The organism is Jiangella asiatica (assembly GCF_004349065.1).
GTDB classification, from domain to species: domain Bacteria; phylum Actinomycetota; class Actinomycetes; order Jiangellales; family Jiangellaceae; genus Jiangella; species Jiangella asiatica.
Genome location: NZ_SMKZ01000031.1, coordinates 45,506 through 68,152, shown reverse-complemented (window position 1 = coordinate 68,152; position 22,647 = coordinate 45,506). Strand labels below are relative to the sequence as shown.

Genomic DNA, 22,647 nt, shown 5'->3' with positions numbered 1-22,647 from the left:
TCATGGGAGCCAGCGGCCGAAGAAGGCCGAATCGGTAAAACCGCGCAGGCATATGGGGTATTTTGCCGAGGTGCTGCTGAGGGATTCTCGCGACCGAGCCACTCTCGGCCGTTCGGTCCGGCTATTTCGGGCATTTCTCGCCGAACAGCGTGACCCGGACCATTTCTACGGAACGTTGGCGGCTGACTCGGCTTCACAATTGTCCGATTATGCCGATTTGGGTGGTGCGCTCGTTCTCGACATCGGCGGCGGGCCGGGATATTTCCGCGACGCCTTCCTGGCCGCCGGCGCCAGGTACGTCTCCGTCGACAGCGATCTCGGCGAGCTGTCCGCCCGGGGCCGGCCGGAGCCGGGCAGCGTCATGGGCAGCGGCCTGGCGCTGCCGATCCGCGACGCCGTCGCCGATGTCTGCTACTCGTCCAACGTGCTCGAGCACGTGCCGGACCCGTGGACCATGGCGGAGGAGATGCTGCGGGTCACCCGCCCCGGCGGTGTCGTGTTCCTGTCGTTCACGGTGTGGCTGTCGCCGTGGGGCGGCCACGAGACCGCGCCCTGGCACTACCTCGGGGGGCACCGCGCGGCGCGCCGCTACACCCGACGGCACGGCCACCCGCCGAAGAACCGGTTCGGCACGAGTCTGTTCCCTGTTTCCGTCGCCGACGCCCTGACCTGGGCCCGGGGCACGCCGCACGGCCACCTGCTCGACGCGTTCCCGCGCTACCACCCGTGGTGGGCACGCGGCGTGGTGCGCGTTCCCGGCGTGCGCGAGCTGCTGACCTGGAACCTCGTGGTGGTGCTGCGCCGCCGATGACCACTCCGACCCGGCTGCGCCGACCGGCGTGGCGCCTACAGCTCGTGCTGTGCTGTCTGGGCTTGACGGCGCTGGCGTTCCGGCAGGCGCCCGGCAGCATCGTCCCGGACACCAAGCTCGACCTGACCGCCGACCCGGGCGGCTTCCTCGAGCGCGCCCTGCACCTGTGGGAGCCCGCCGCCGCGTTCGGCCAGCTGCAGAACCAGGCTTACGGCTACCTGTGGCCGATGGGTCCGCTGCACCTGGCGGGTGACCTGGCCGCCTTGCCGTCGTGGGTGGTGCAGCGGCTGTGGTGGTCGCTGATCCTGGTGGCGGCGTTCCTCGGCATGGTGCGGCTGGCCGGGGAGCTGGGGATCGGCCGGTCGTGGACGCGGCTGCTCGGCGGCATGGTGTACGCGCTGGCGCCGCGCATCCTGGTGTCGCTCGGTGCGGTGTCCGTCGAGGCGTGGCCGACCGCGCTGGCCCCGTGGGCGCTGATCCCGCTGGTGCGCGCCTGGCGCGGCGGCCCGGTGCTCCGCAACGCCGCATTGTCGGCGCTGGCGGTGTTCTGCATGGGTGGCGTCAACGCGGCCGCGACGGCGGCGGCCGTCGTCCCGGCGGGGCTGTGGCTGGTGCTCGCACCGCGCTGGCCGGCCCGCTGGCGCTTCGCCGCCTGGTGGGTGGCTTGCTGCGCCGCGGTGACGGTGTGGTGGTCGGGTCCGCTGCTGTTGCTCGGCGCCCACAGCCCGCCGTTCCTGGACTGGATCGAGACCGCCGCCAACACCACCCAGCACACGTCGCTGGTCGAGGTGCTGCGCGGCAACGACCACTGGCTGTCGTACCTCTCCGTCGCCGGCGGCCCGCAGTGGCCGGCCGGGTGGCTGCTGGCCAGCGAGCCCGTGCTGATCCTGCACACCGTGCTGATAGCGGCGCTGGGACTCGGCGGACTGGCCCGCCGTGACCTCCCCGGCAGGCGGGTGCTGCTGACGAGCGCCGTGATCGGGCTGGGGCTGGTGTCGGCGGGTTTCGTCGGCGCGGCCGCCGGTCCGCTGGCCGAGACGGTGCGCGGGCTGCTGGACGGTCCGCTGGCGCCGTTCCGCAACGTGCACAAGTTCGACGTGGTGTTGCGGCTGCCGCTCGCGCTGGGGCTGGCGCACGCGCTGGCGACGCTGCGGGTGCCGGCCATCTCGGTGCGGCGGTTCAAGGTGCTCGTCGTCGGGCTGGCGGTGGTGGTGCTCGCCGGGGTGGCGACGCCGGCGCTGGCCGGCCGGCTGCCCCAGGCGGGCGCCTACGACGAGATCCCCGCCTACTGGCACGAGGCCGCGGACTGGCTCGACGACAACACCGGCACCGGCCGGGCCCTGCTCGTCCCCGGCAGCGCGTTCGCCGAGTACACGTGGGGTTCGCCGCGCGACGAGCCGCTGCAGGCGCTCACCGACGCCTCCTGGGCGGTCCGCGACTCCGTGCCGCTGTCATCCGCGGGCAACATCCGGCTGCTCGATTCCGTCGAGACCCGCATCGCCTCCGGTGAGGGCGGCGACGGCGTCGTGGAGGCATTGACCCGCGCGGGCGTCACCCATCTCGTCGTCCGCAACGACCTCGACCGCGGCCGGACCGATGCGCCGCGACCGGCCCTGGTGCACCAGGCCATCGCGGACCTGCCCGGCGCGGAGCGGGTCGCGACGTTCGGCCCGATGGTGGGCTCCGACGACGACCCCGACGTCGCCTCCGACACGAGGCTCGACGTCCGGTACCCGGCGGTCGAGGTGTACGCCATCGGCGACCCAGAGGTGGACGAGCACCGCGTGCGGGCCTACCCGCTGGACGGCAGCGTGCGCATGTCCGGCGGGCCGGAGTCGCTGCTCACCGCCGGCGACGCCGGGCTGCTCGGCGACCGGGCGGTGTTCGTGGCCGGCGACGGTGCCGATGTCGCCGATGCCGCACCCGTCCCGGTCGTCACGGACGGGCTGCGCAAGCGCGCGGTCTGGTTCGGCGCCAGCCGCGACAACGCCACGCAGGTGCTGACCGCCGACGACGACGGCGACCTGGGCCGGAAGGTCCGCGACTTCCTGCCGCAGGACCTCCACGCCTCGGGCGCGGGCGGAGACGGCACCGTCGACGACCCCGACCGCCAGACCGTGGCCGTCGTCGACGGTGTCGCGGCGGTGACCGCGTCGTCGTCGGGCGCCGACCCGCGGGCGACGATGGCGAGAGGTGCGGAGAACTCCCCGTGGGCCGCCGTCGACGGTGACACCGGAACCGCCTGGGTGTCCGGTGACTACGGCAGCGCGGTCGGCGAGTGGCTGGAGATCCGGTTCGACGAGCCGGTCGACGTCGGCTCTGTCGAGATCGTCCCGCTCACCGGCGGCCCGATCAGCGCGCCGATGCAGCGGGTCGCAGTCAGTACCGACGCCGGCGTCGTCGAGAGCGACCTGCAGCCCGGCGGAGGGGCGCAGGTGGTCGCGGTCCCGCCCGGCGAGACGCGGACGCTGCGGGTCACCGTCGTCGGTGTCGACGGCGAAACGGTCAGCGGCGTGGGCATCCGGGAGCTGACCGTGCCGGGGGTCGACGTCACCCGGACGCTGCAGGTGCCGGCCGTGGGTGCCGAGGACCTCGGCGATGCGGGGGACGGCGTGCCGCCGGCGGCGCTCGCGTTCGCCGTCGCCGACGGCGGCCGCGGCGAGTGCGTGCGGACCGGCGAGGTCGCCCGATGCGCGCGGCAGCTGGCCCGGCCCGGCGAGGAGAACGGCGACCTGCGCCGCCGAGCCGACCTAGCGACCGCCGCCGAGTACACCGCGGAGCTGACCGTGCGGCCGCGCCCGAGCCGGTCGCTGGAGGCGCTGCTGGCACCGGAGGCCGGCGCGATCCGGGCGGAGGCCAGCTCGCGCGCCATCTCCGACCCGCTGGGACGCCCGCAGTCCGCCGTCGACGACGACCCCGGCACCGGCTGGGTGGCCGCAGCCCGCGACGAGACACCGGAGCTGACCCTGACCTGGGAGGATGAGCGCGAGATCGAAGGGCTGCGGCTGGTCGTCGAGCCGTGGCTGGCCGCGTCCCGGCCGAGCCTGGTCGAGGTGCGGGTCGGCGACCAGCGCTTCCAGGCCGCCGTCGGCGCCGACGGCGAGGTCCCGTTCACCGAGCCGGTCCGGACCGACGAGGTGACAATTCGGATCCTCGAGGTCGACGAGGTGGAGGACACCGACGCATCGTTCGGTCTGCGGTCGGCGCTCCCGGCCGGCCTGTCCGAGGTCGAGGTGGTCGGCGCCGACGACCTGCGCGCCGCGGTCGACGAGTCACGCGAGGTCGGCATCCCGTGCGGGGAGGGGCCGGCGCTGCTGGTCGACGGCACCGAGGTGCCCACCAGGGTGGCCGCGACGGTGGGTGACCTGCTGCACGGGCGCCGGCTCGAGGCGGTGCCATGCGACGACGACGTCATCGCCCTGGACGAGGGCAGCCACGACATCACCCTGGAGGCCACCGCGCACACCCGGCCGGAGTCGGTGACGCTGCGCCCGCTCGACGAGCCCGCCCCGGCACCCGACGCGCCCGACGTGGCCGTCCAGTCGTGGGAGCCGACCAGCCGCGAGGTCGCCGTCGCCGCCCGCGAGACCCCGGCCGTGTTGGCCGTCGCCGAGAACCTGAACCCCGGGTGGGAGGCGACGCTGGACGGGCGGTCGCTGCGGCCGGTCCGGCTGGACGGCTGGGCGCAGGGCTTCGTGCTGCCGGTCGGGCCGGCCGGCGTCGTCGAGCTGACGTACGCGCCGGACCAGCCGTACCGGCTCGCCCTGGCCGCCGGCCCGCTCGGCGTGCTCCTCGTGGCGCTCGCGGCCTGGCGCGGCACCCGGGTTCCGCCGGTGCCGTCGGCGATCCCCGCGCAGCGTGCGGGCGCCTACCCGGCGCGGCACCGCAGGCAGCGCGCCGCACCCGTGATCGTCGTCGGTACGGCGGCGCTGTTCCTGCTGGGCGGCGTCGCGGGCGTGCTGGCCGCGGCCGTCGGTGCCGCGGTCCTGCTCGCCGGGCCGCGGCGGCCGTGGCTGACCCGGCTGGCGCCCGCCCTGGCCGCCGTCGCCGTCCTGCTCGCCGGATTCGTGGTCGCGCTGCGGCCCTGGCCGGGACCGGATCCCGGCGCCCACTCCGGCACGGCGCAGGTGCTCGTGCTCGTGGCGGTCGCGATCGCGGTCATCGGCGCGGTCGCCTGGCAGCGGCCGGGCACCGTCGTCGACGACGAGCAGTTCGTGACCATCGATTCCATGTTCGGCCCCGACCAGTCCGGCCCTGCCCCGAATGGGACGCACCGCTCCGGGTACCGGCCGACGGTAGGCACGTCCGAACCGCGAAGGGAGGAGACATGGACCAGCGCATCGACGGCACGAGGGTCGCGGTCCTCGTCGCGAACGAGGGGGTCGAGCAGATCGAGCTGACCGAGCCGTGGAAGGCGATCGTGAACGCCGGCGGCCGCGCGGAGCTCGTCGCGCCCCAGGGCGGCCGGGTCCAGGCCTTCAATCACCTCGACAAGGCCGACGCGTTCCCTGTCGACCACGCCGTCGCCGACGCGGACCCCGACGACTACGACGCTCTTATGCTGCCCGGCGGCGTGGCCAACCCGGACCAGCTGCGCATGGTCCCGGAGGCGGTCGCGTTCGCAAGGTCGTTCTTCACCGCCGGCAAGCCGGTGGCCGCCATCTGCCACGCGCCGTGGACACTCGTCGAGGCCGACGTGGTGCGGGGCCGCACGCTGACGTCGTGGCCGAGCCTGCAGAGCGACATCCGCAACGCCGGCGGCACCTGGGTCGACGAGGAGGTCCACACCGACCACGGCCTGGTGACCAGCCGCAAGCCCGACGACCTGCCGGCGTTCTGCGCCAAGATGATCGAGGAGTTCGCCGAGGGCATGCATCCCGCGCAGGCCGCGGCGACGTCGTGAGCGTCCCGCCCCGCCCCGCCCATGATCATCAACTGTTGGCGACGTCATAGCGTCGCCAACAGTTGATGATCATGGGGTATGGCCGGGTGTGATCTCGGGCGATGTTGCCGGATCGCTTTTTTCCGTCCCGGTCCCGGAGTAGGTTCACGCTGAGGCGTGAGCAGGGCGGGCCGCCGTCCGTTGGTGTGCTCGCGGCGGAGCAGCGGACGAGAAAGGTGATTCATGCGGCGCTCGATCGGCCTGGTCCTGGTCGGACTGGGCGTGTTGTTGTTGGTCCTGGCGCCGCTGTCCCGCTGGTACGCCTACCCGCGGATGGCCGTGGTGCCCGACGAGTCCGCTGAGCGCGTCTCCGCCGGCACCGACGTCGCCGTCCTCGACCTCGGCGCCGTGCTGTCGCAGCAGGGGCAGATCGAGCTCACCACCGACGTTCGCTCGGTGCGGCGCATCGTCCCCGACACCAGCGCCGGCACCGACGACGTCGCCGTCTGGGAGACCAGCGTCACCACCTACGACGAGCTGGGCCAGGGCGCCACCCCCGAGGAGAACGTGCTGTCCTACCTCGAGGAGCGGGTCGCCTTCGACCGCTTCTCCGGCGAGGCCGTCGACGGGCACGGGCAGTTCTACACCCCCAGCGGCGAGCGGGCCGACCGCGTCGAGGTCGATCACACCGGCCAGTTCTTCAAGCTCCCCTTCGGCACCGAGCAGCGCGACTACGACTTCTGGGACTCCGCCATCCAGGACACCCGGCCGCTGGAGTTCGACGGCGAGACCACGATCGAGGGCCTCGACGTGTACCGGTTCGTGCAGGAGATCGAGCCCACGCCGGTCGCTGCGCTCGAGGTACCCGGCTATCTGTTCGGCGTCGGCGGCGCCGTCGTCGCCGACCGCGTCTACTCCAACACGCGCACGCTGTGGGTGGAGCCGCGCACCGGCGCCATCATCGATAGCCAGGAGGAACAGCACAGCTACCTGGAGTACGAGGGCCAGCCGGGACCCAGCATCGTCGAAGGCACCATCGGCTACACGCCCGAGCAGGTCACGGCCAACGTCGACGAGTACAGGGGCACGGCTCGCACCCTGCAGATCGTGCGCACGACGGGGCCGGTGGCGGCGCTCGCGGCTGGTGCCGCCCTCGTCGTCCTCGGCTTCGTGCTGGCGCGCCGGACGTACCGGGGCCGGCGCCGCGCGCTGCTCGAGGCGGCCGATGCCGACGGGCCCGCGGCGCCGGCTGCGACCCGCGGCGGGATGGGTGAACCGGCGGCGTACGTATCGGCCCACGGCGCGGAGCCGGACGGTCGGCGGGACCTCCAGGCGTACGCGCGCCGGGAGCCGCAGGCGCCGGCACGACGGGACGCCGAGCCGGTCGCGCGGCGGGACGCCGAGCCGGCCGGGCGGCGGGACGCCGAGCCGGCCGGAGGGCGCGCCACTGAGGCCGCTGCGCCAGCGGCGGTCTCCCGGCCGCCCGACGAGCGCACGCCCTTGCAACGACGCGGTCTCGCGCAGCGACCGCAGCCGGCGGCCCAGCCGCTCATCGCCCAGCCGCCCACGGCGCAGGCGCCCACGGCGCAGCCGCCCACGGCGCAGCCGGTGCCGGCCGCTGAGGTTTTGCCGGCCGCTCGTGCGGTGCCTGCCGAGGATGCGGCGCCTGCCGTCCAGGAGGCGCCCGCCGCACGGCCGGAGACGCGACCGGCGCGCCGGGCTCGGCCGCAGGCGCGACCGACGCGCCGAGCTCGGCCGGCCGAGCAGGACGCTCAGCCGGCGCCCACTCCTCAGCCGGCCACGCGACCAGGTCAGCCAGACGTAGGGCAACCACTGGCGTGGCCGCCGACGGAGGAGGACCCACGGCGGCCGGTGGTCCAGCCGCAGCCGCAGCCGCAGCCACAGCCACAGCCACAGCCACAGCAGGGCCCTGTCGCGGCGCCGCAGCCGGTTCCGGAGGACGAGCCGAGGCGGCCCGCACCGCGCACCGAGCAGCACGGACCGCCCGCGGCGGAGCCCCGTCCGGCCCGCGCTGGCCGCGACGACGACGATGACGTCTTCGACGAGTTCGACGAGGACGGCCACTCCACTGGCCCTGTGCATCGCTACTGACCAGCGGCGACGTCGTGGGCCGGACGGGTGCGGGACCGGCCGACCACACCGTTGCGCGGGGATCGGTATGCTGGATGCGACCAGAGCGGTCGTGATCAATCCGCGACCTCATCTCGATTGACCCTGGTCGGGACGGCCGGGTAGCCTATGTGTGCGCTGTGGGCCTGTGCGACCTCGGACGGAGCAGGCTCGCGCTCGTTACTGTCGGATGGCGGCACAGGTATTCAGGTCCTGGTCGGTGATGGCACAGCGATCCAAGGGTCCTGGCGCAATGGAGCTAGAACCAACCCTTGTCCGGAGTCCCCTTCCACATGACGAGCAGCATCGAGGCCGAGACGCCTACCTCGACGGCCCCCAGGACCACGCAGGTCGCGGTCAATGACATCGGGTCCGAGGAAGCCTTCCTCGCCGCGATCGACGAGACCATCAAGTATTTCAATGACGGCGACATCGTCTCCGGTACCGTCGTCAAGGTCGACCGGGACGAAGTCCTGCTCGACATCGGCTACAAGACCGAGGGCGTCATCCCCTCGCGTGAGCTGTCAATCAAGCACGACGTCGACCCGAACGAGGTCGTGTCCGTCGGTGACGACGTCGAGGCCCTCGTCCTGCAGAAGGAGGACAAGGAGGGACGCCTGATCCTGTCCAAGAAGCGCGCCCAGTACGAGCGCGCCTGGGGCAAGATCGAGGAGATCAAGGAGGCCGACGGGGTCGTGTCCGGCACCGTCATCGAGGTCGTCAAGGGCGGCCTCATCCTCGACATCGGTCTTCGTGGCTTCCTTCCCGCGTCGCTGGTCGAGATGCGCCGGGTCCGCGACCTCCAGCCGTACGTCGGCAAGGAGATCGAGGCCAAGATCATCGAGCTGGACAAGAACCGCAACAACGTGGTCCTGTCCCGCCGTGCCTGGCTGGAGCAGACGCAGTCGGAGGTGCGCTCCACCTTCCTGCAGACGCTGCAGAAGGGCCAGATCCGCTCCGGTGTCGTCTCCTCGATCGTCAACTTCGGTGCGTTCGTCGACCTCGGTGGCGTGGACGGCCTGGTGCACGTCTCGGAGCTGTCCTGGAAGCACATCGACCACCCGTCCGAGGTGGTCGAGGTCGGCCAGGAGGTCACCGTCGAGGTGCTCGACGTCGACATGGACCGCGAGCGGGTGTCCCTCTCGCTCAAGGCCACCCTCGAGGACCCGTGGCAGCAGTTCGCCCGGATCCACCAGATCGGCCAGATCGTGCCCGGCAAGGTCACCAAGCTCGTCCCGTTCGGCGCGTTCGTCCGCGTCGAGGACGGCATCGAGGGCCTGGTGCACATCTCCGAGCTGGCCGAGCGCCACGTCGAGGTGCCCGAGCAGGTCGTCACGGTCGGCAAGGACGTGATGGTCAAGGTCATCGACATCGACCTCGAGCGTCGCCGCATCTCGCTGTCGCTGAAGCAGGCCAACGAGGGCGACACCGCCGCGCACGTCGCCGAGCACTTCGACCCGACGCTGTACGGCATGGCCGCCGACTACGACGACCAAGGCAACTACAAGTACCCCGAGGGCTTCGACCCCGAGACGAACGACTGGCTCGAAGGGTACGAGAAGCAGCGCGAGGAGTGGGAGCGGCAGTACGCCGAGGCCCACGCTCGCTGGGAGGCGCACAAGTCCCAGATCGAGAACGCGCAGGAGGCCGACGCCGAGGCGAAGGTCGACAGCCCGTCCTCGTACTCCTCCGCCCAGCCCGAGGAAGGCGCCGGCACGCTGGCGTCCGACGAGGCGCTGCAGGCGCTGCGGGAGAAGCTCACCGGCAACTGAGGTCCCGCCGGCAGCTGAACGAACGGCAACGGCCCCGGTCCCGTCCACAGGACGGCACCGGGGCCGTTCCGCGTTCCCCTGCCTCACTCGCGGTGAAGGGGTTCGCCGTCGCCCTGCTGCCCATGGTCCGGCCGTCACCGGGCGCCTCATCACGAGGATTGTGAGTGCTCCACCATGCCTGCAAGCCTGGTGGAGCGCGAGAACGCCTGGTGGTGTCGCGGATCAATGGGGGAGAGCGGGACGACGACGGCATGACGCCGCGCGTCGCGGCACCGGTTCGCCTGCGTGATCGGGGCAGCGCCGGGCGTTACGGTGTGCTCGTGACGAGCAGACACCACCGGGCGGCCGCCCTGGCCGTGGCCGTGCCGCTGATGCTCCTGCTGGCCGGCTGCTCCAACGACGACGACCCCGAGGTGCCGGTCGTGCCGACACCGGGCGGGTCCACCGGGGCCGACGGCACGGGCGACCCGACGCAGGCCGGCGACCCGACCCCGTCGCCCGGGTCCACCACCGGCGTCCCGGAGGAATGCGGTGACCTCGCCAGCGCCGGCGAGGTCGCGCAGATCCTCCAGGCGCCCATGCAGGGCGAGACGGTCCGCGTCTACAACGACGAGTTCCTGCCCGACTCCGGCCGGACTGGGCGGCTCACCTGCAGCTACGGCGTGCCGGAGGTGCCGCCGGGGCAGAGCGCGCCGCCGACACCGCCGCCGGTGCCGCTGCAGATCTCCGTCAGCGGCTACGTCGACGCCGAGACCGCGGCCGGCCGCATCGACCCGACCGTCGACGCCGCGCAGGCCGCCGGTGGGACCGTGCAGGCGCAGCCGGTCGCCGGCCGCGACGGCTTCCTGCTGTCCGACGCCGAGGACATCTCGTTCGTGGCCGCCGACGACGTCCGCACGTACGTCATCACGCTGCGGCACGGTGTCGTCCCGGCGGCGGCCGAGCCGGTAGTGCTGGTCGACCTCGCCGCGCACCTGCTCGGTGCTTCCGCCACCCCCACGCCGACCGGATAAGGTCACCTCCGTGCTGAGAGTCGGGCTGACCGGCGGCATCGGAGCCGGCAAGTCGGTGGTCGCGCGGCGGTTGACCGAGCGGGGCGCGACGGTCATCGACGCTGACGTGCTCGCGCGCGAGGTCGTCGAGCGGGGCACGCCAGGGCTGGAAGCCGTCGTGGCGGAGTTCGGGGCGCAGGTGCTGACGCCGGACGGCGCTTTGGACCGACCCGCGCTGGGCAAGATCGTCTTCGCCGACGACGAACGACGGCGGGCGCTGAACGCGATCGTGCACCCATTGGTGGCGGGGCGCCGCCAGGAGCTCGTGGCGCGGGCCGGCGCGAACGCCGTCGTCGTCGAGGACATCCCGCTGTTGGTCGAGAACGGCCTCACGAGCGGGTTCCCGCTGGTTCTGGTCGTGCACGCACCGGAGGACACACGGCTGCGGCGGCTGGTCGCCGACCGCGGCATGACTGAGACGGATGCGCTGGCCCGCATCCGTGCCCAGGCCACCGACGATCAGCGGCGCGCCGCCGCCGACGTGTGGATCGACAATTCCGGCGACGTGGCGGCCACGTACGCAGTCGTCGACCGGCTGTGGGAGCGGCGGCTGCGGCCGTTCGCGGCCAACCTGCGGGCGGGGACGCGCGCACCCCGGCCGGCGCACGCGATCATCGCCGACCCCGACCCCACCTGGGCCGAGCAGGGCCGGCGGCTGGTCGAGCGGGTCCGGCGGGCGGCCGGCGACCGCGCGGTGCGGGTCGACCACACCGGCTCGACGTCGGTTCCCGGGCTGGCCGCGAAGGACGTCGTCGACCTGCAGGTCGTGGTCGAGGACCTGCCGACGGCGGCCGCCGTCGCCGACGACCTCGTCGAGGCCGGCCTCGTCCGGGCGCCGGACCGCTGGTGGGACGTCGACCGCGACGGCGTCGAGCGCGACAAGGCGATGGCCTGCAACGCCGACCCCGGCCGCGCCGTGAACTGCCATATCCGTCAGCGGTCGTCGCCGGCCTGGCGCGACGGCCTGCTGCTGCGCGACTGGCTGCGGGCCCACGCCGACGCCGTCGACGAGTACGCGGCGCTCAAGCGGGAGCTGGCGGCCCGGCCGCACGACTCCGTCGACGTCTACGCCCAGACGAAGACGCCGTGGATCAACGAGGCGCTCGCCCGGGCCGAGGAGTGGGCAGAGCGCACCGGCTGGCGGCCGTGAGCGTCCGTCAGTCGCAGTCCCGGCGGGTGATCCGACGGACCTCGGTCGAACCGGCGCTGCCGGCACCGGGATAGGCGGCGGTGTGGCCCGCGGGGCCTCCGTCGCCGGGCTGGTTGTTGCCGAGCAGGCTGCGCGTCAGCGCCTCGGAGTCGCTGAGCAGCTCGTCCAGCACCGTGGCGAGGTGTTGGTCGCTGACGGTGGAGCCCAGCTCGGCCGCGACCAGGACCGCACGGCGGATCAGCTCCTTGGCGAAGGACGCGGTGGTTCCCTCGGCGTGCTCCGCCGCGGCGTCCAGCGCTGCCGGGCTGAGCGGCAGGTCGCGCGCGTAGAGGCGATTGAGGCGGCGGCGGGCTTCGAGGTCGGGCAGCGGGATCTCGACCGCGAGGTCCACCCGACCCGGCCGCTGCGCCAGAGCAGGTTCGAGCAGGTCGGGCCGGTTGGTGGTCAGCACGAACGCCACGTCGGCGTCGGCCGCCAGCCCGTCGAGCGCGTCGAGCATCTCGAACAGCAGGGGTTGCGGACCGCGCGAGAGGCTTCGGTCCTCCGCGATGAGATCGCAGTCCTCGAGGACCACCACCGCGGGAGCCAGTGCGCGCGCCGTCTCGGCGGCCACCTGGATCAGCCGGAACGCGCGGCCGGTGAGGACGATGACGGTGGTGCCCGGGCTGGCCGACATCAGATGGTTGATGGTGTGGGTCTTGCCGGTGCCGGGCGGGCCGAACAGCAGGATGCCGCGCTTGAGGTGCTGACCGGCCGCCCGCAGGACGTCACGGTGCCGGTCCATGCCGACGAGGTGGCGCTCGATTCTGGTGAGCAGTCCGTCCGGCAGGATGACGTGGTCGGCGGGCACCTCCGGACGCGGCAGGTACGTCACCTCCTCGGAGGACGGGCCGAACTCCGACGGGTTGAGCGCGATCACCTTGCCGCGCAGGACGCTGTGCTCGGCCATCAAGCGACGGACCTCGGCCAGCAAGGCCGATACGACTGTGTCGTCGCCGGCCATGACCTCGAGCTCCGGCCGCTCGCGGCCGAACTGCCGCTGCACGGCCCGCTGCAGGATGGCCACCGGCGTGTCGCGATAGCGCAGGAGGTGAAGCCCGAAGGACACCACGTTGCGGCTGGAGCCCGGACCGGTGGGGAGCCGGATGTAGTCGACCGCGCCCAACGGGTAGCGACCGAAGGTCGCAGCACGCTCCACGATCTCTCCGAACGACGAGTGCCGACGCTGCTCGCCGCCGCCGAGACCGGCGAGGCGACGGCCGCCGTGGTGCTGCGCCAGGGTTTCCAGGGCGATGTCGGCATCGGCATAGCGGAAGACGGTGAGTGGTTCGACGACGACGGGCAACCGCCGAGGGTCGGTGCCCAGGTGGGCCTCGAGCGCTGCGAAGAGCGGCTCGCCGTCGCCGCCGTCCAGTGCGACCTGGTGCACCACCTGATCGAGGAAGGTGCGGAACGTCGTCGCGAACCGTCGGATCTCGTCGTCCATGAGGCGCTCCGAGTCTGGGGGCGGGATCACGTGCAGCGTAGCGGTGCCGTGTCGACGCCAGGAGGACGTTGTCGGTGGGAGCGCATACCGTGGGAGGCATGCGTGCGGCAGAGGAGCTGACCCGGACGGTGGCGCCGTTCAAGGTCGTGAGCGAGTGGGAGCCGTCGGGCGACCAACCGGCGGCCATCGACGAGCTGGAACGGCGCGTGCGCCAGGACGAGAAGGACGTCGTGCTGCTCGGCGCCACCGGCACCGGCAAGAGCGCCACCACGGCGTGGTTGGTCGAGCGGCTGCAGCGCCCGACGCTGGTGCTGGTCCCGAACAAGACGCTGGCCGCCCAGTTCGCCAACGAGCTGCGCGAGATGTTCCCGAACAACGCGGTCGAGTACTTCGTCTCGTACTACGACTACTACCAGCCCGAGGCGTACGTCCCGCAGAGCGACACCTACATCGAGAAGGACTCCTCGATCAACGAGGAGGTCGAGAGGCTGCGCCACTCCGCCACCTGGTCGCTGCTCACCCGCCGCGACGTCATCGTCGTCGCCACCGTGTCGTGCATCTACGGCCTGGGCTCGGCCGACGAGTACCTGCACCGCATGGTGCACCTCAAGGTCGGCGACGAGAAGAACCGCGAGGGGCTGCTGCGCGAGCTGGTCGACGTCCAGTACACCCGCAACGACCAGAACCTCACCCGCGGCACGTTCCGGGTCCGCGGCGACACGCTCGAGATCATCCCCATGTACGACGAGCTCGCCGTGCGGGTCGAGTTCTTCGGCGACGAGATCGAGCGCATCATGACCATGCATCCGCTCACCGGTGAGGTCATGCGCGAGGAGCAGGAGACCTACGTCGCGCCAGCCACCCACTACGTCGCCGGGCGCGAGCGCATGGAGCGCGCCATCCGCAGCATCGAGACCGAGCTGGACGAACGGCTGGCCGAGCTGGAGCGGCAGGGCAAGCTGCTGGAGGCGCAGCGGCTGCGCATGCGCACCACCTACGACATCGAGATGATGCGCGAGGTCGGCTTCACCTCCGGCATCGAAAACTACTCGCGGCACCTCGACGGTCGCGCTCCCGGCTCGGCGCCGAACTGTCTGCTCGACTACTTCCCGTCCGACTTCATGCTGGTCATCGACGAGTCGCACGTCACCGTGCCGCAGATCGGCGGCATGTACGAGGGCGACATGAGCCGCAAGCGCACCCTCGTCGACCACGGGTTCCGCCTGCCCAGCGCCATGGACAACCGGCCGCTGCGGTTCGAGGAGTTCCTCGAGCGCATCGGCCAGACGGTGTACCTGTCCGCCACGCCCGGCCCGTACGAGCTGGACAAGGTCGACACCGTCGTCGAGCAGATCATCCGGCCGACCGGCCTGGTCGACCCGGAGGTCGTGGTCAAGTCCACCAAGGGCCAGATCGACGACCTCATCCACGAGATCAACCTCCGGGTGGGGCGCAACGAACGCGTTCTGGTCACCACGCTGACCAAGAAGATGGCCGAGGACCTCACCGACTACCTGCTCGAACGCGGCATCCAGGTGCGCTACCTGCACAGCGAGGTCGACACCCTGCGCCGGGTCGAGCTGCTGCGCGAGCTGCGGATGGGCGAGTTCGACGTGCTGGTCGGCATCAACCTGCTCCGCGAGGGCCTCGACCTCCCGGAAGTGTCGCTGGTCAGCATCCTGGACGCCGACAAGGAGGGCTTCCTGCGCTCGGGCACGTCGCTCATCCAGACCATCGGCCGAGCCGCGCGCAACGTTTCCGGCCAGGTGCACATGTACGCCGACACCATCACGCCGTCCATGCAGAACGCCATCGACGAGACCAACCGGCGGCGCGAGAAGCAGCTGGCGTACAACCGCGAGAACGGCATCGACCCGACCCCGCTGCGCAAGCGCATCAGCGACATCACCCAGATGCTCGCCCGCGAGGACGCCGACACCGAGGCGCTCATCGGCGGTTCCGGCCGGGCTGCCAGCCGCGGCAAGTCGCCGGTGCCCGGGGTGCGGGCCAGCGTGGGCGGCGCCGGCAAGCACGCCGCCGACCTCGCCGGCATGCCCGCCGCGGACCTCGCCGACCTCATCCAGCAGCTCAGCGACCAGATGCGCGCGGCCGCGGCAGAGCTCCAGTTCGAGCTGGCGGCCCGGCTGCGCGACGAGATCTCCGAGCTCAAGCGGGAACTGCGCGGCATGCACGAGGCCGGCGTCCGGTGAGCCCGGGCGCGCTCGGCGTGGGTCCGCTTTGCTCTGGTGCGCCGGGACCGGGCGCGCTGTGCCGGGTGTGGGGACGGGCGCGCGGGGCGGCGGCGGCCGGGGCAGGGCGATGACCGACTTCCTGGCCTACAGCCTGGCCAAGCCCGGTGCCTGGCGCGACGAGCCCTGGGAGGGTGACGTCGTCGCGAAGGTGGGCGACAAGATCTTCGCCTTCTTCGGCACCAGCCAGCAGAGCATCGGCGTCAAATGCGGCCGCGACCGCGACGATGCCGACGAATGGCTGGCCCGGTATCCGGACGACGCAACCGTCATGGCCTACATCGGCCGCTCCGGGTGGAACACCCTGCGCGTCGGCGGCGCCATCCCGGACGACGAGCTCCGCCTGGCCATCGACGAGTCCTACGAGACCGTGGTCGCCAAGCTCCCCAAGCGCCACCGCCCCGCTGTGGGGCCGTCGCGCGGCACCGCACCGCCCCACGGCCGGCTGTGACCTGCGAGATTGCGTCCCCCCGGGGGGCGGTGAAATATACTGGGTCCGGCGTGGAGGGGAGTACTCCCGACGCGGTGGCATCGTCATCACGGATGCTCCCTACCCGGGGGGCTTCCCGGTGCCGCCGGCCCGGTGATCCCGGGCGGACGAGACCTCCGGTTGCGCGCAGCATCCGCTGTGCGGTCAGCTCACCGGAGAGGACTCTGTCTTCGTGTTGAACCTGCCTGTCTGGTTCGAAGTCGGAACGTTCGTCGTTCTGACCCTGCTCCTCGTCGTCGATCTGCTGATCGTCACCCGCCGGCCGCATGCTCCGTCCATGAAGGAGGCCGGGCTCTGGGTGTCGTTCTACGTCGGCCTGGCCGTCGTGTTCGGCATCGTGCTGATGTTCGTCGGTCATGGACAGGCATCGGGTGAGTTCTTCGCCGGCTGGCTCACGGAGTACAGCCTCAGCGTCGACAACCTGTTCATCTTCGTCATCATCATGGCCCAGTTCCGGGTGCCCCGGCAGTACCAGCAGTCGGTGCTGATGTTCGGCATCCTGACGGCCATCCTGATGCGTGGCGTCTTCATCCTGCTCGGCGCGGCGTTGATCAACCAGTTCGCCTGGGTGTTCTACCTGTTCGGCGCGTTCCTCATCTACACCGCGGTCAGGCTGGCCAACCAGCAGGTGCACCACGAGGAACACGACGACGAGTACGAGAACGCGGTCGTCCGGCGGGCCCAGCGGGTGTTGCCGATGACGCAGGAGTACCACGGCATCAAGATGCGCATCCAGGTCGAGGGCAAGCGCCTCTACACGCCGATGGTCATCGTCTTCCTGTCCATCGCCTCGGCCGACCTCCTGTTCGCCGTCGACTCGATCCCGGCCATCTTCGGGCTGACGCAGGAGGCGTTCATCGTCTTCACCGCGAACATCTTCGCCTTGATGGGTCTGCGCCAGCTGTACTTCCTCATCGGCGGCCTGCTGGAACGGCTGGTCTACCTGTCCGCGGGGCTGGCGGTCATCCTGGCGTTCATCGGCGTCAAGCTCGTGCTCCACGCCCTGCACGAGAACAACCTGCCGTTCATCAACGGCGGCGAGCCGATGCACGGCATCCCTGAGGTGCCGATCTGGCTGTCGCTGGCGGTCATCGTCGGAACGCTGCTCGTCACGACGGCGGCCAGCCTGCTCAAGTCGCGCAGCGACGAGCGCAAGGCCGAGGCCGTGGGCGGCGGAGCCAACGCTTCGGCCGCCACCACCGACGAGCCGGCCGCCGTCGACGGTACTCAGGACACGGGTGCCGAGTCCGACGCCGCCGGTCGCGACGGCGACACGGAGCGCGCCGGCGAGCCGGCGGAGGACCATCGCCGCTGACGCTCACCGCCGGCACCGGCTCAAGGCCGGTGCCGGTGGTGGCTCATGTCGGCTTCGGCGAGCAGCTGAGCCGCGCCGCACCAGGATTCTCCACGCTCCACCAGGCTTACAAGGGTGGTGCGACACGAGATGTCGTGGTGAACGTGATCATTTTCGGGCGCCTTACCAGCCGCGGGCGCGCCACTGCGCCAGGTGCGGCCGTTCGCGGCCGATGGTGGTGTCGTCGCCGTGGCCGGGGTACACCCAGGTTTCGTCCGGCAGCCGGTCGAACAGCTTGTGTGTGACCTCGGCGAGCAGTGACGCGAACTCCTCGGGCGAACCCGTCTTACCCACACCTCCGGGGAAGAGGGAGTCGCCGGTCCACAGGTGCGGCGGGCCGGTGGGGTCGTCGTAGAGCAGGGCGATGCCGCCTGGTGTGTGGCCGGCCAGGTGGATCACCTCGAGCTCGACGTCGCCGAACCGCAGCAGGTCGCCGTCGCGCACCTCCTGCGCCGTGGGCACGGCGATGGCGGGCGCGTCGTCACCGTGGGCCACGGTGGTGGCGCCGGTGCCGGCGGCGACGGCGGACAGCGCCCTCCAGTGGTCGGCGTGCCTGTGGGTGGTGACGATGTACCGAACGGGCCCGTCGCCGCAGGTGGCCACGATGCGTTCGGGCTCGGCGGCGGCGTCGACGACGAGCTGGTCGCCGGAGTAGCGGCAGCGCAGCAGGTAGACGTTGTTGTCCCAGGAGCCGCCGACGGACAGCTTCGTCATGATCAGGTGAGCCAGCTCGTGCACACCCGGGGTCCCGCCCGGCCGCACGTGTCCGGTGTAGGAGCCCACGGCACCTCCCGCTACAGCCAGGCCGGCAGCACCGGCAGGCCGCCGGCGGGGTCGACGCGCAGGTCGGAGCCGGGGGAGCGGCCGGTCAGCCAGGCCAGCAGCGCCGCTGGGGAGCCGCTGACGGTGACCGGTGCCTCCGCGCCGAGGTGCTCGACGCCGACGCCGTCGACGTCCAGGGTGACGGGTGGGACGTCATCGCGGCGGGTGAACGCGCGCACGGTCTCGCCCAGGGCCCGCCGCACGAACGCGTCCGGCCAGTCGGCGGGGGTGTAGCCGGCGTCGAGGTCGACGTGGTGGACCTCCAGCTCGCGCAGTCGCAGCCAGAGGACGCGCCGGCCGGGCAGAGGGTCGCCGGTGGCGCCTGGACCACGGCGGACCTGGCGCTCCCAGCCGTCGTCGGGCATCTCCATGACGGCCCGGACGAAGCGTTCGGCCGTGGTCCGCAGGTCGCCGAGGATGTCCTCGAGCGACCGGTCGGCACCGGCCTCGATGTCGGCGTCGCGGGCCTCGCGGCTGGGGTACATGGGCGACTCGCGTCCGGTGCGGGCCCAGGTGAGCAGGTTGGTCAGCGCGTCGGCGTTGCGGGCGACGTGCGTGAGGACGTGGGCGCGCGTCCATCCCGGACATAGACTTGCGGCGGTCAGGCCGGCGTCGTCCAGGGTCGCAGCGGTCGCGATGAGGCGGTCGCTCGCGGCGGTCACCGGTCCGGCGGTCGGCTCGCCGCCGGAATCATGAGACATCGGTTCGGCGTTGACGGTTGGCACGGGTTCGAACCTAGCCCGCATCGGCCGTCGCTGCGACTGTGTCGGCGTTCTCCGGCCAGCCACCGTCGTCGAGACGCCGACCTTGTCGGACCCTAGGCCTACGATGCTCGAACCGTACGTCTGTCCACCGCCACATCGCCGATACCGGAGTCCACGGGGTCTCATGACCGAACGAACCGCCGCCAGCGCCAGCGACCGCCTGGTCGTCCGAGGCGCCCGGGAGCACAACCTCAAAGACGTCTCCCTCGACCTGCCGCGTGACGCGCTGATCGTGTTCACCGGCCTGTCCGGGTCGGGGAAGTCCAGCCTGGCCTTCGACACCATCTTCGCCGAGGGCCAGCGGCGCTACGTCGAGTCGTTGTCCGCGTACGCCCGCCAGTTCCTGGGCCAAATGGACAAACCGGACGTCGACTTCATCGAAGGTCTGTCCCCGGCGGTCTCGATCGACCAGAAGTCGACGTCGCGCAACCCGCGGTCCACCGTCGGCACCATCACCGAGGTCTACGACTACCTGCGGCTGCTGTACGCACGCGCCGGTCGCCCGCACTGCCCGGAGTGCGGCCGGCCGATCGGCCGGCAGACCCCGCAGTCCATCGTCGACCAGGTGCTCGGGCTGGAGGAGGGCTCCCGGTTCCAGGTGCTCGCCCCGGTTGTGCGGGCACGCAAGGGCGAGTACGCCGACCTCTTCCGCACCCTGTCGTCGCAGGGATACTCGCGGGCTCGGGTAGACGGCGTGGTGTACCAGCTCACCGACGTGCCCAAGCTCAAGAAGCAGGAGAAGCACACCATCGAGGTGGTGGTCGACCGGCTGGCGGTCAAGGAGTCGGCCAAGCGGCGGCTCACCGACTCCGTCGAGACGGCGCTTCGGCTGTCCGGCGGGCTGGTCACGCTGGACTTCGTCGACCTGGCTGAGGACGACGAGCACCGCGAGCGGGTCTACTCCGAGCACCTGTACTGCCCGTACGACGAGCTGTCGTTCGAGGAGCTGGAGCCCCGGTCGTTCTCGTTCAACTCACCGTTCGGGGCGTGCCCGGAGTGCGCCGGTCTCGGCACCCGCATGGAGGTGGACGAGGAGCTGGTGGTGCCCGACCCGTCGGCGAGTCTCGACGCCGGCGCGCTGGCACCGTGGGCGCCGGGCAGCACGTCGGAGTACTTCGACCGGCTGATCACGGCGCTGGCCGACTCCATGGGCTTCCGTACGGACGTGCCGTTCGAGTCGCTGCCGAAGAAGGCCCGGCAGGCGCTGCTGCAGGGGTTCCCCGAGCAGGTGCACGTGCGCTACCGCAACCGCTACGGTCGCGAGCGCTCGTACTACACCAGCTACGAGGGTGTCGTGCCGTGGGTGCGCCGCCGATACGCCGAGGCGGAGTCCGACGCCAGCCGGGAGCGGTTCGAGGGCTTCATGCGCGAGGTCCCCTGCCCGGCCTGCCGCGGCACCCGCCTCAAGCCGGTGGTGCTCGCGGTCACCGTCGGCGGTCGGAGCATCGCCGATGTCGCGGCGCTGCCCATCGGTGAGTGCGCGCGGTTCCTGCGCACCCTCCGGCTGTCCGAGCGCGAGGAGCAGATCGCCGCGCGCGTGCTCAAGGAGGTCAACGAGCGGCTGCAGTTCCTCGTCGATGTCGGCCTCGACTACCTGAGCCTCGACCGTGCCTCGGCCACGCTGGCCGGCGGCGAGGCGCAGCGCATCCGGCTGGCGACGCAGATCGGTTCCGGCCTGGTCGGGGTGCTCTACGTGCTCGACGAGCCGTCCATCGGGCTGCACCAGCGCGACAACCACCGGCTGATCGAGACTCTGGTCCGGCTGCGCGACCTCGGCAACACGCTGATCGTCGTGGAGCACGACGAGGACACCATCCGGGTCGCAGACTGGGTGGTCGACATCGGCCCGGGCGCCGGCGAGCACGGCGGCCAGGTGGTGGTCAGCGGCACCGTCGACGACCTCATCGCCGAGGAGGGCTCGCTGACCGGCGCGTACCTGTCCGGGAAGCGTCGCATCGACGTCCCGGCCGTGCGCCGGCCACCTGCCAAGGACCGCACCATCACCGTCGTCGGGGCGCGCGCCAACAACCTGCGCGACCTCACGGTCAGCTTCCCGCTCGGCTGCTTCGTCGCCGTCACCGGCGTCAGCGGGTCGGGCAAGTCCACGCTGGTCAACGACATCCTCTACACGTCGCTGGCGAAGGAGATCTACAACGCGCGGGCGGTGCCCGGCCGGCACCGACGCATCGAAGGCATGGCTCTGGTCGACAAAGTCGTGCACGTCGACCAGTCGCCCATCGGCCGCACGCCGCGCAGCAACCCGGCCACGTACACCGGCGTGTTCGACAACATCCGCAAGTTGTTCGCCGACACGCAGGAGGCGAAGGTCCGCGGTTATCAGCCGGGCCGGTTCTCGTTCAACGTCAAGGGCGGCCGCTGCGAGGCGTGCAGCGGCGACGGCACCATCAAGATCGAGATGAACTTCCTGCCCGACGTGTACGTGCCGTGCGAGGTGTGTCACGGCGCCCGGTACAACCGCGAGACGCTGGAGGTCCACTACAAGGGCAAGACCATCTCCGAGGTGCTCGACATGCCCATCGAGGAGGCGGTCGAGTTCTTCGCGCCGGTGGAGCGGATCGCGCGGCACCTGCGCACCCTCACCGAGGTCGGCCTGGGCTACGTGCGGCTGGGCCAGCCGGCGCCGACGTTGTCCGGCGGCGAGGCGCAGCGGGTCAAGCTCGCCGCCGAGCTGCAGCGCCGGTCGACCGGACGGACGTTCTACGTGCTCGACGAGCCCACCACCGGCCTGCATTTCGAGGACATCCGCAAGCTCATCGGCGTCCTGCAGGGGCTGGTCGACAAGGGCAACACCGTCGTCGTCATCGAGCACAACCTCGACGTCGTCAAGACCGCCGACTGGATCGTCGACATGGGCCCGGAGGGCGGCACCGGCGGCGGCACGGTGGTGGCCACCGGTACGCCGGAGGACGTCGCCAAGGTCGAGGGCTCGCACACCGGCGCCTTCCTCCGCGACATCCTCGGAGTGTGACGTGGACGCAATCCATCCGAGCCATCGGCACGTAGAAAGAAGTCATGGAGACCCGTCTGCGCGATCACGTCCATAGCCCGGCCCCCGGCTCCGCCGCTGCCGGGGTCGACCGAGCCGCGGACCCTGCGGCAGGGCCGGGCGCCGGCCACGCGAGCTGTCACCGGTGCGTCGGCCGGCGGGCCGCCCTGATGGGCATGGGCGCGGTCGGGGTGGCCGGCCTGCTCGCGGCCTGCGGCGGCGACTCCGACTCCGACGCCAGCGGGGGCGCGCCGGCCGACTCCGCCGAGCCGAGCTCGCCCTCCACGCCGTCGGAGCCCGCGCAGACGCCGAGCACCCCGGCCGAGACCCTGAGCACGCCGCCGGCGGAGCCCCCGGCAGCGGAGGCACTGACGACGACGGCGGAGGTCCCGGTGGGCGGCGGGGTCATCCTGGACGGCGCCGGAGTGGTGGTGACACAGCCGGCGACCGGCCAGTTCGTGGCGTTCAGCAGCACGTGCACCCACCAGGGTTGCGCGGTCACCGAGGTCGCCGACGGCCTCATCACCTGCACGTGCCACGGCAGCCAGTACTCGGTGGCCGACGGGTCGGTGCAGCAGGGCCCTGCCGAGCAGCCCTTGGAGCCGGTGGCCATCGTCGTCCAGGGCGACGAGATCTTCGCCAGCTGAAACGTCATGGTCGCTCGCGGTCTCCCACCGA

15 protein-coding genes are annotated in these 22,647 nt (G+C 71.8%); 12 read left to right on the top strand and 3 right to left on the bottom strand.

Annotated elements, in window-relative coordinates; translation table 11 throughout:
* Nucleotides 1-52: 52 nt before the first annotated feature.
* The 7 genes from E1269_RS20220 (at nt 53) to coaE (ending at nt 11,797) form a co-directional block, all read left to right on the top strand.
* Nucleotides 53-811 (top strand): class I SAM-dependent methyltransferase, encoded by a 759-nt coding sequence (locus E1269_RS20220; RefSeq protein ID WP_131897855.1) that lies wholly within the window; start codon nt 53-55, stop codon nt 809-811.
* Complete coding sequence (locus E1269_RS20215; RefSeq protein ID WP_131897853.1) at nt 808-5,211, top strand: alpha-(1->3)-arabinofuranosyltransferase; 4,404 nt, start codon at nt 808-810, stop codon at nt 5,209-5,211. Before E1269_RS20220 ends, E1269_RS20215 begins: the two co-directional genes overlap by 4 nt.
* Nucleotides 5,139-5,714: a type 1 glutamine amidotransferase domain-containing protein gene (locus E1269_RS20210; RefSeq protein WP_131897851.1), complete on the top strand. Its 576-nt coding sequence runs from the start codon at nt 5,139-5,141 to the stop codon at nt 5,712-5,714. The genes E1269_RS20215 and E1269_RS20210 overlap by 73 nt, the downstream gene beginning before the upstream one ends.
* A gap of 222 nt (nt 5,715-5,936) precedes the next feature.
* A complete protein-coding gene (gene pgfA, locus E1269_RS20205; protein ID WP_131897849.1) occupies nt 5,937-7,805 on the top strand; it encodes a cell envelope lipid trafficking protein PgfA in 1,869 nt (622 codons plus the stop codon).
* Between the two features lie 311 nt (nt 7,806-8,116).
* Entirely contained in the window at nt 8,117-9,595 is a 1,479-nt protein-coding gene (rpsA, locus tag E1269_RS20200; protein ID WP_131897847.1) for a 30S ribosomal protein S1, read from the top strand.
* A 320-nt stretch (nt 9,596-9,915) separates the two neighbouring features.
* Nucleotides 9,916-10,608 carry a hypothetical protein gene (locus tag E1269_RS20195; RefSeq protein ID WP_131897846.1) on the top strand — a complete coding sequence of 231 codons (693 nt, stop codon included), beginning with the start codon at nt 9,916-9,918 and terminating at the stop codon, nt 10,606-10,608.
* Nucleotides 10,609-10,618: 10 nt separating this feature from the next.
* Entirely contained in the window at nt 10,619-11,797 is a 1,179-nt protein-coding gene (coaE, locus tag E1269_RS20190) for a dephospho-CoA kinase (RefSeq protein ID WP_131897844.1), read from the top strand.
* 7 nt (nt 11,798-11,804) lie between these two features.
* On the opposite strand, the gene E1269_RS20185 is transcribed toward coaE, so the two are convergent.
* Nucleotides 11,805-13,283, bottom strand: coding sequence for an AAA family ATPase (locus E1269_RS20185; RefSeq protein ID WP_131897842.1), 1,479 nt, complete (start codon nt 13,281-13,283; stop codon nt 11,805-11,807).
* 98 nt (nt 13,284-13,381) lie between these two features.
* Here E1269_RS20185 and uvrB point away from each other — a divergent pair, with 98 nt between their 5' ends.
* The 3 genes from uvrB to E1269_RS20170 all read left to right on the top strand — a co-directional run bounded on the left by uvrB (nt 13,382) and on the right by E1269_RS20170 (nt 17,337).
* Nucleotides 13,382-15,493: an excinuclease ABC subunit UvrB gene (uvrB, locus tag E1269_RS20180; protein WP_131897840.1), complete on the top strand. Its 2,112-nt coding sequence runs from the start codon at nt 13,382-13,384 to the stop codon at nt 15,491-15,493.
* Between the two features lie 109 nt (nt 15,494-15,602).
* Nucleotides 15,603-15,983, top strand: a complete 381-nt coding sequence (locus tag E1269_RS20175) for an MmcQ/YjbR family DNA-binding protein (protein ID WP_131897838.1) — start codon at nt 15,603-15,605, stop codon at nt 15,981-15,983.
* Between the two features lie 214 nt (nt 15,984-16,197).
* Nucleotides 16,198-17,337: a TerC family protein gene (locus E1269_RS20170; protein WP_131897877.1), complete on the top strand. Its 1,140-nt coding sequence runs from the start codon at nt 16,198-16,200 to the stop codon at nt 17,335-17,337.
* Between the two features lie 162 nt (nt 17,338-17,499).
* Here E1269_RS20170 and E1269_RS20165 read toward each other — a convergent pair whose 3' ends face one another.
* Nucleotides 17,500-18,159, bottom strand: a complete 660-nt coding sequence (locus tag E1269_RS20165; RefSeq protein WP_239000972.1) for an MBL fold metallo-hydrolase — start codon at nt 18,157-18,159, stop codon at nt 17,500-17,502.
* A gap of 11 nt (nt 18,160-18,170) precedes the next feature.
* Nucleotides 18,171-18,899 (bottom strand): maleylpyruvate isomerase family mycothiol-dependent enzyme, encoded by a 729-nt coding sequence (locus E1269_RS20160; RefSeq protein ID WP_131897873.1) that lies wholly within the window; start codon nt 18,897-18,899, stop codon nt 18,171-18,173.
* A 187-nt stretch (nt 18,900-19,086) separates the two neighbouring features.
* On the opposite strand from E1269_RS20160, the gene uvrA reads away from it, so the two are divergent.
* Together uvrA and E1269_RS20150 are read left to right on the top strand one after the other, a co-directional pair.
* Nucleotides 19,087-21,951, top strand: a complete 2,865-nt coding sequence (gene uvrA / locus E1269_RS20155; RefSeq protein WP_131897836.1) for an excinuclease ABC subunit UvrA — start codon at nt 19,087-19,089, stop codon at nt 21,949-21,951.
* A gap of 44 nt (nt 21,952-21,995) precedes the next feature.
* Nucleotides 21,996-22,616: a Rieske (2Fe-2S) protein gene (locus tag E1269_RS20150; protein ID WP_203433918.1), complete on the top strand. Its 621-nt coding sequence runs from the start codon at nt 21,996-21,998 to the stop codon at nt 22,614-22,616.
* The last annotated feature ends 31 nt before the right edge of the window (nt 22,617-22,647 follow it).

Bases quoted from the DNA above. Each gene is read 5' to 3' on its own strand.
- E1269_RS20220 (WP_131897855.1), top strand. From the start codon at position 53: ATGGGGTATTTTGCCGAGGTGCTGCTGAGGGATTCTCGCGACCGAGCC.
- E1269_RS20215 (WP_131897853.1), top strand. From the start codon at position 808: ATGACCACTCCGACCCGGCTGCGCCGACCGGCGTGGCGCCTACAGCTC.
- E1269_RS20210 (WP_131897851.1), top strand. From the start codon at position 5,139: ATGGACCAGCGCATCGACGGCACGAGGGTCGCGGTCCTCGTCGCGAAC.
- pgfA (WP_131897849.1), top strand. From the start codon at position 5,937: ATGCGGCGCTCGATCGGCCTGGTCCTGGTCGGACTGGGCGTGTTGTTG.
- rpsA (WP_131897847.1), top strand. From the start codon at position 8,117: ATGACGAGCAGCATCGAGGCCGAGACGCCTACCTCGACGGCCCCCAGG.
- E1269_RS20185 (WP_131897842.1), bottom strand. From the start codon at position 13,283: ATGGACGACGAGATCCGACGGTTCGCGACGACGTTCCGCACCTTCCTC.
- uvrB (WP_131897840.1), top strand. From the start codon at position 13,382: ATGCGTGCGGCAGAGGAGCTGACCCGGACGGTGGCGCCGTTCAAGGTC.
- E1269_RS20175 (WP_131897838.1), top strand. From the start codon at position 15,603: ATGACCGACTTCCTGGCCTACAGCCTGGCCAAGCCCGGTGCCTGGCGC.
- E1269_RS20160 (WP_131897873.1), bottom strand. From the start codon at position 18,899: ATGTCTCATGATTCCGGCGGCGAGCCGACCGCCGGACCGGTGACCGCC.
- uvrA (WP_131897836.1), top strand. From the start codon at position 19,087: ATGACCGAACGAACCGCCGCCAGCGCCAGCGACCGCCTGGTCGTCCGA.
- E1269_RS20150 (WP_203433918.1), top strand. From the start codon at position 21,996: ATGGAGACCCGTCTGCGCGATCACGTCCATAGCCCGGCCCCCGGCTCC.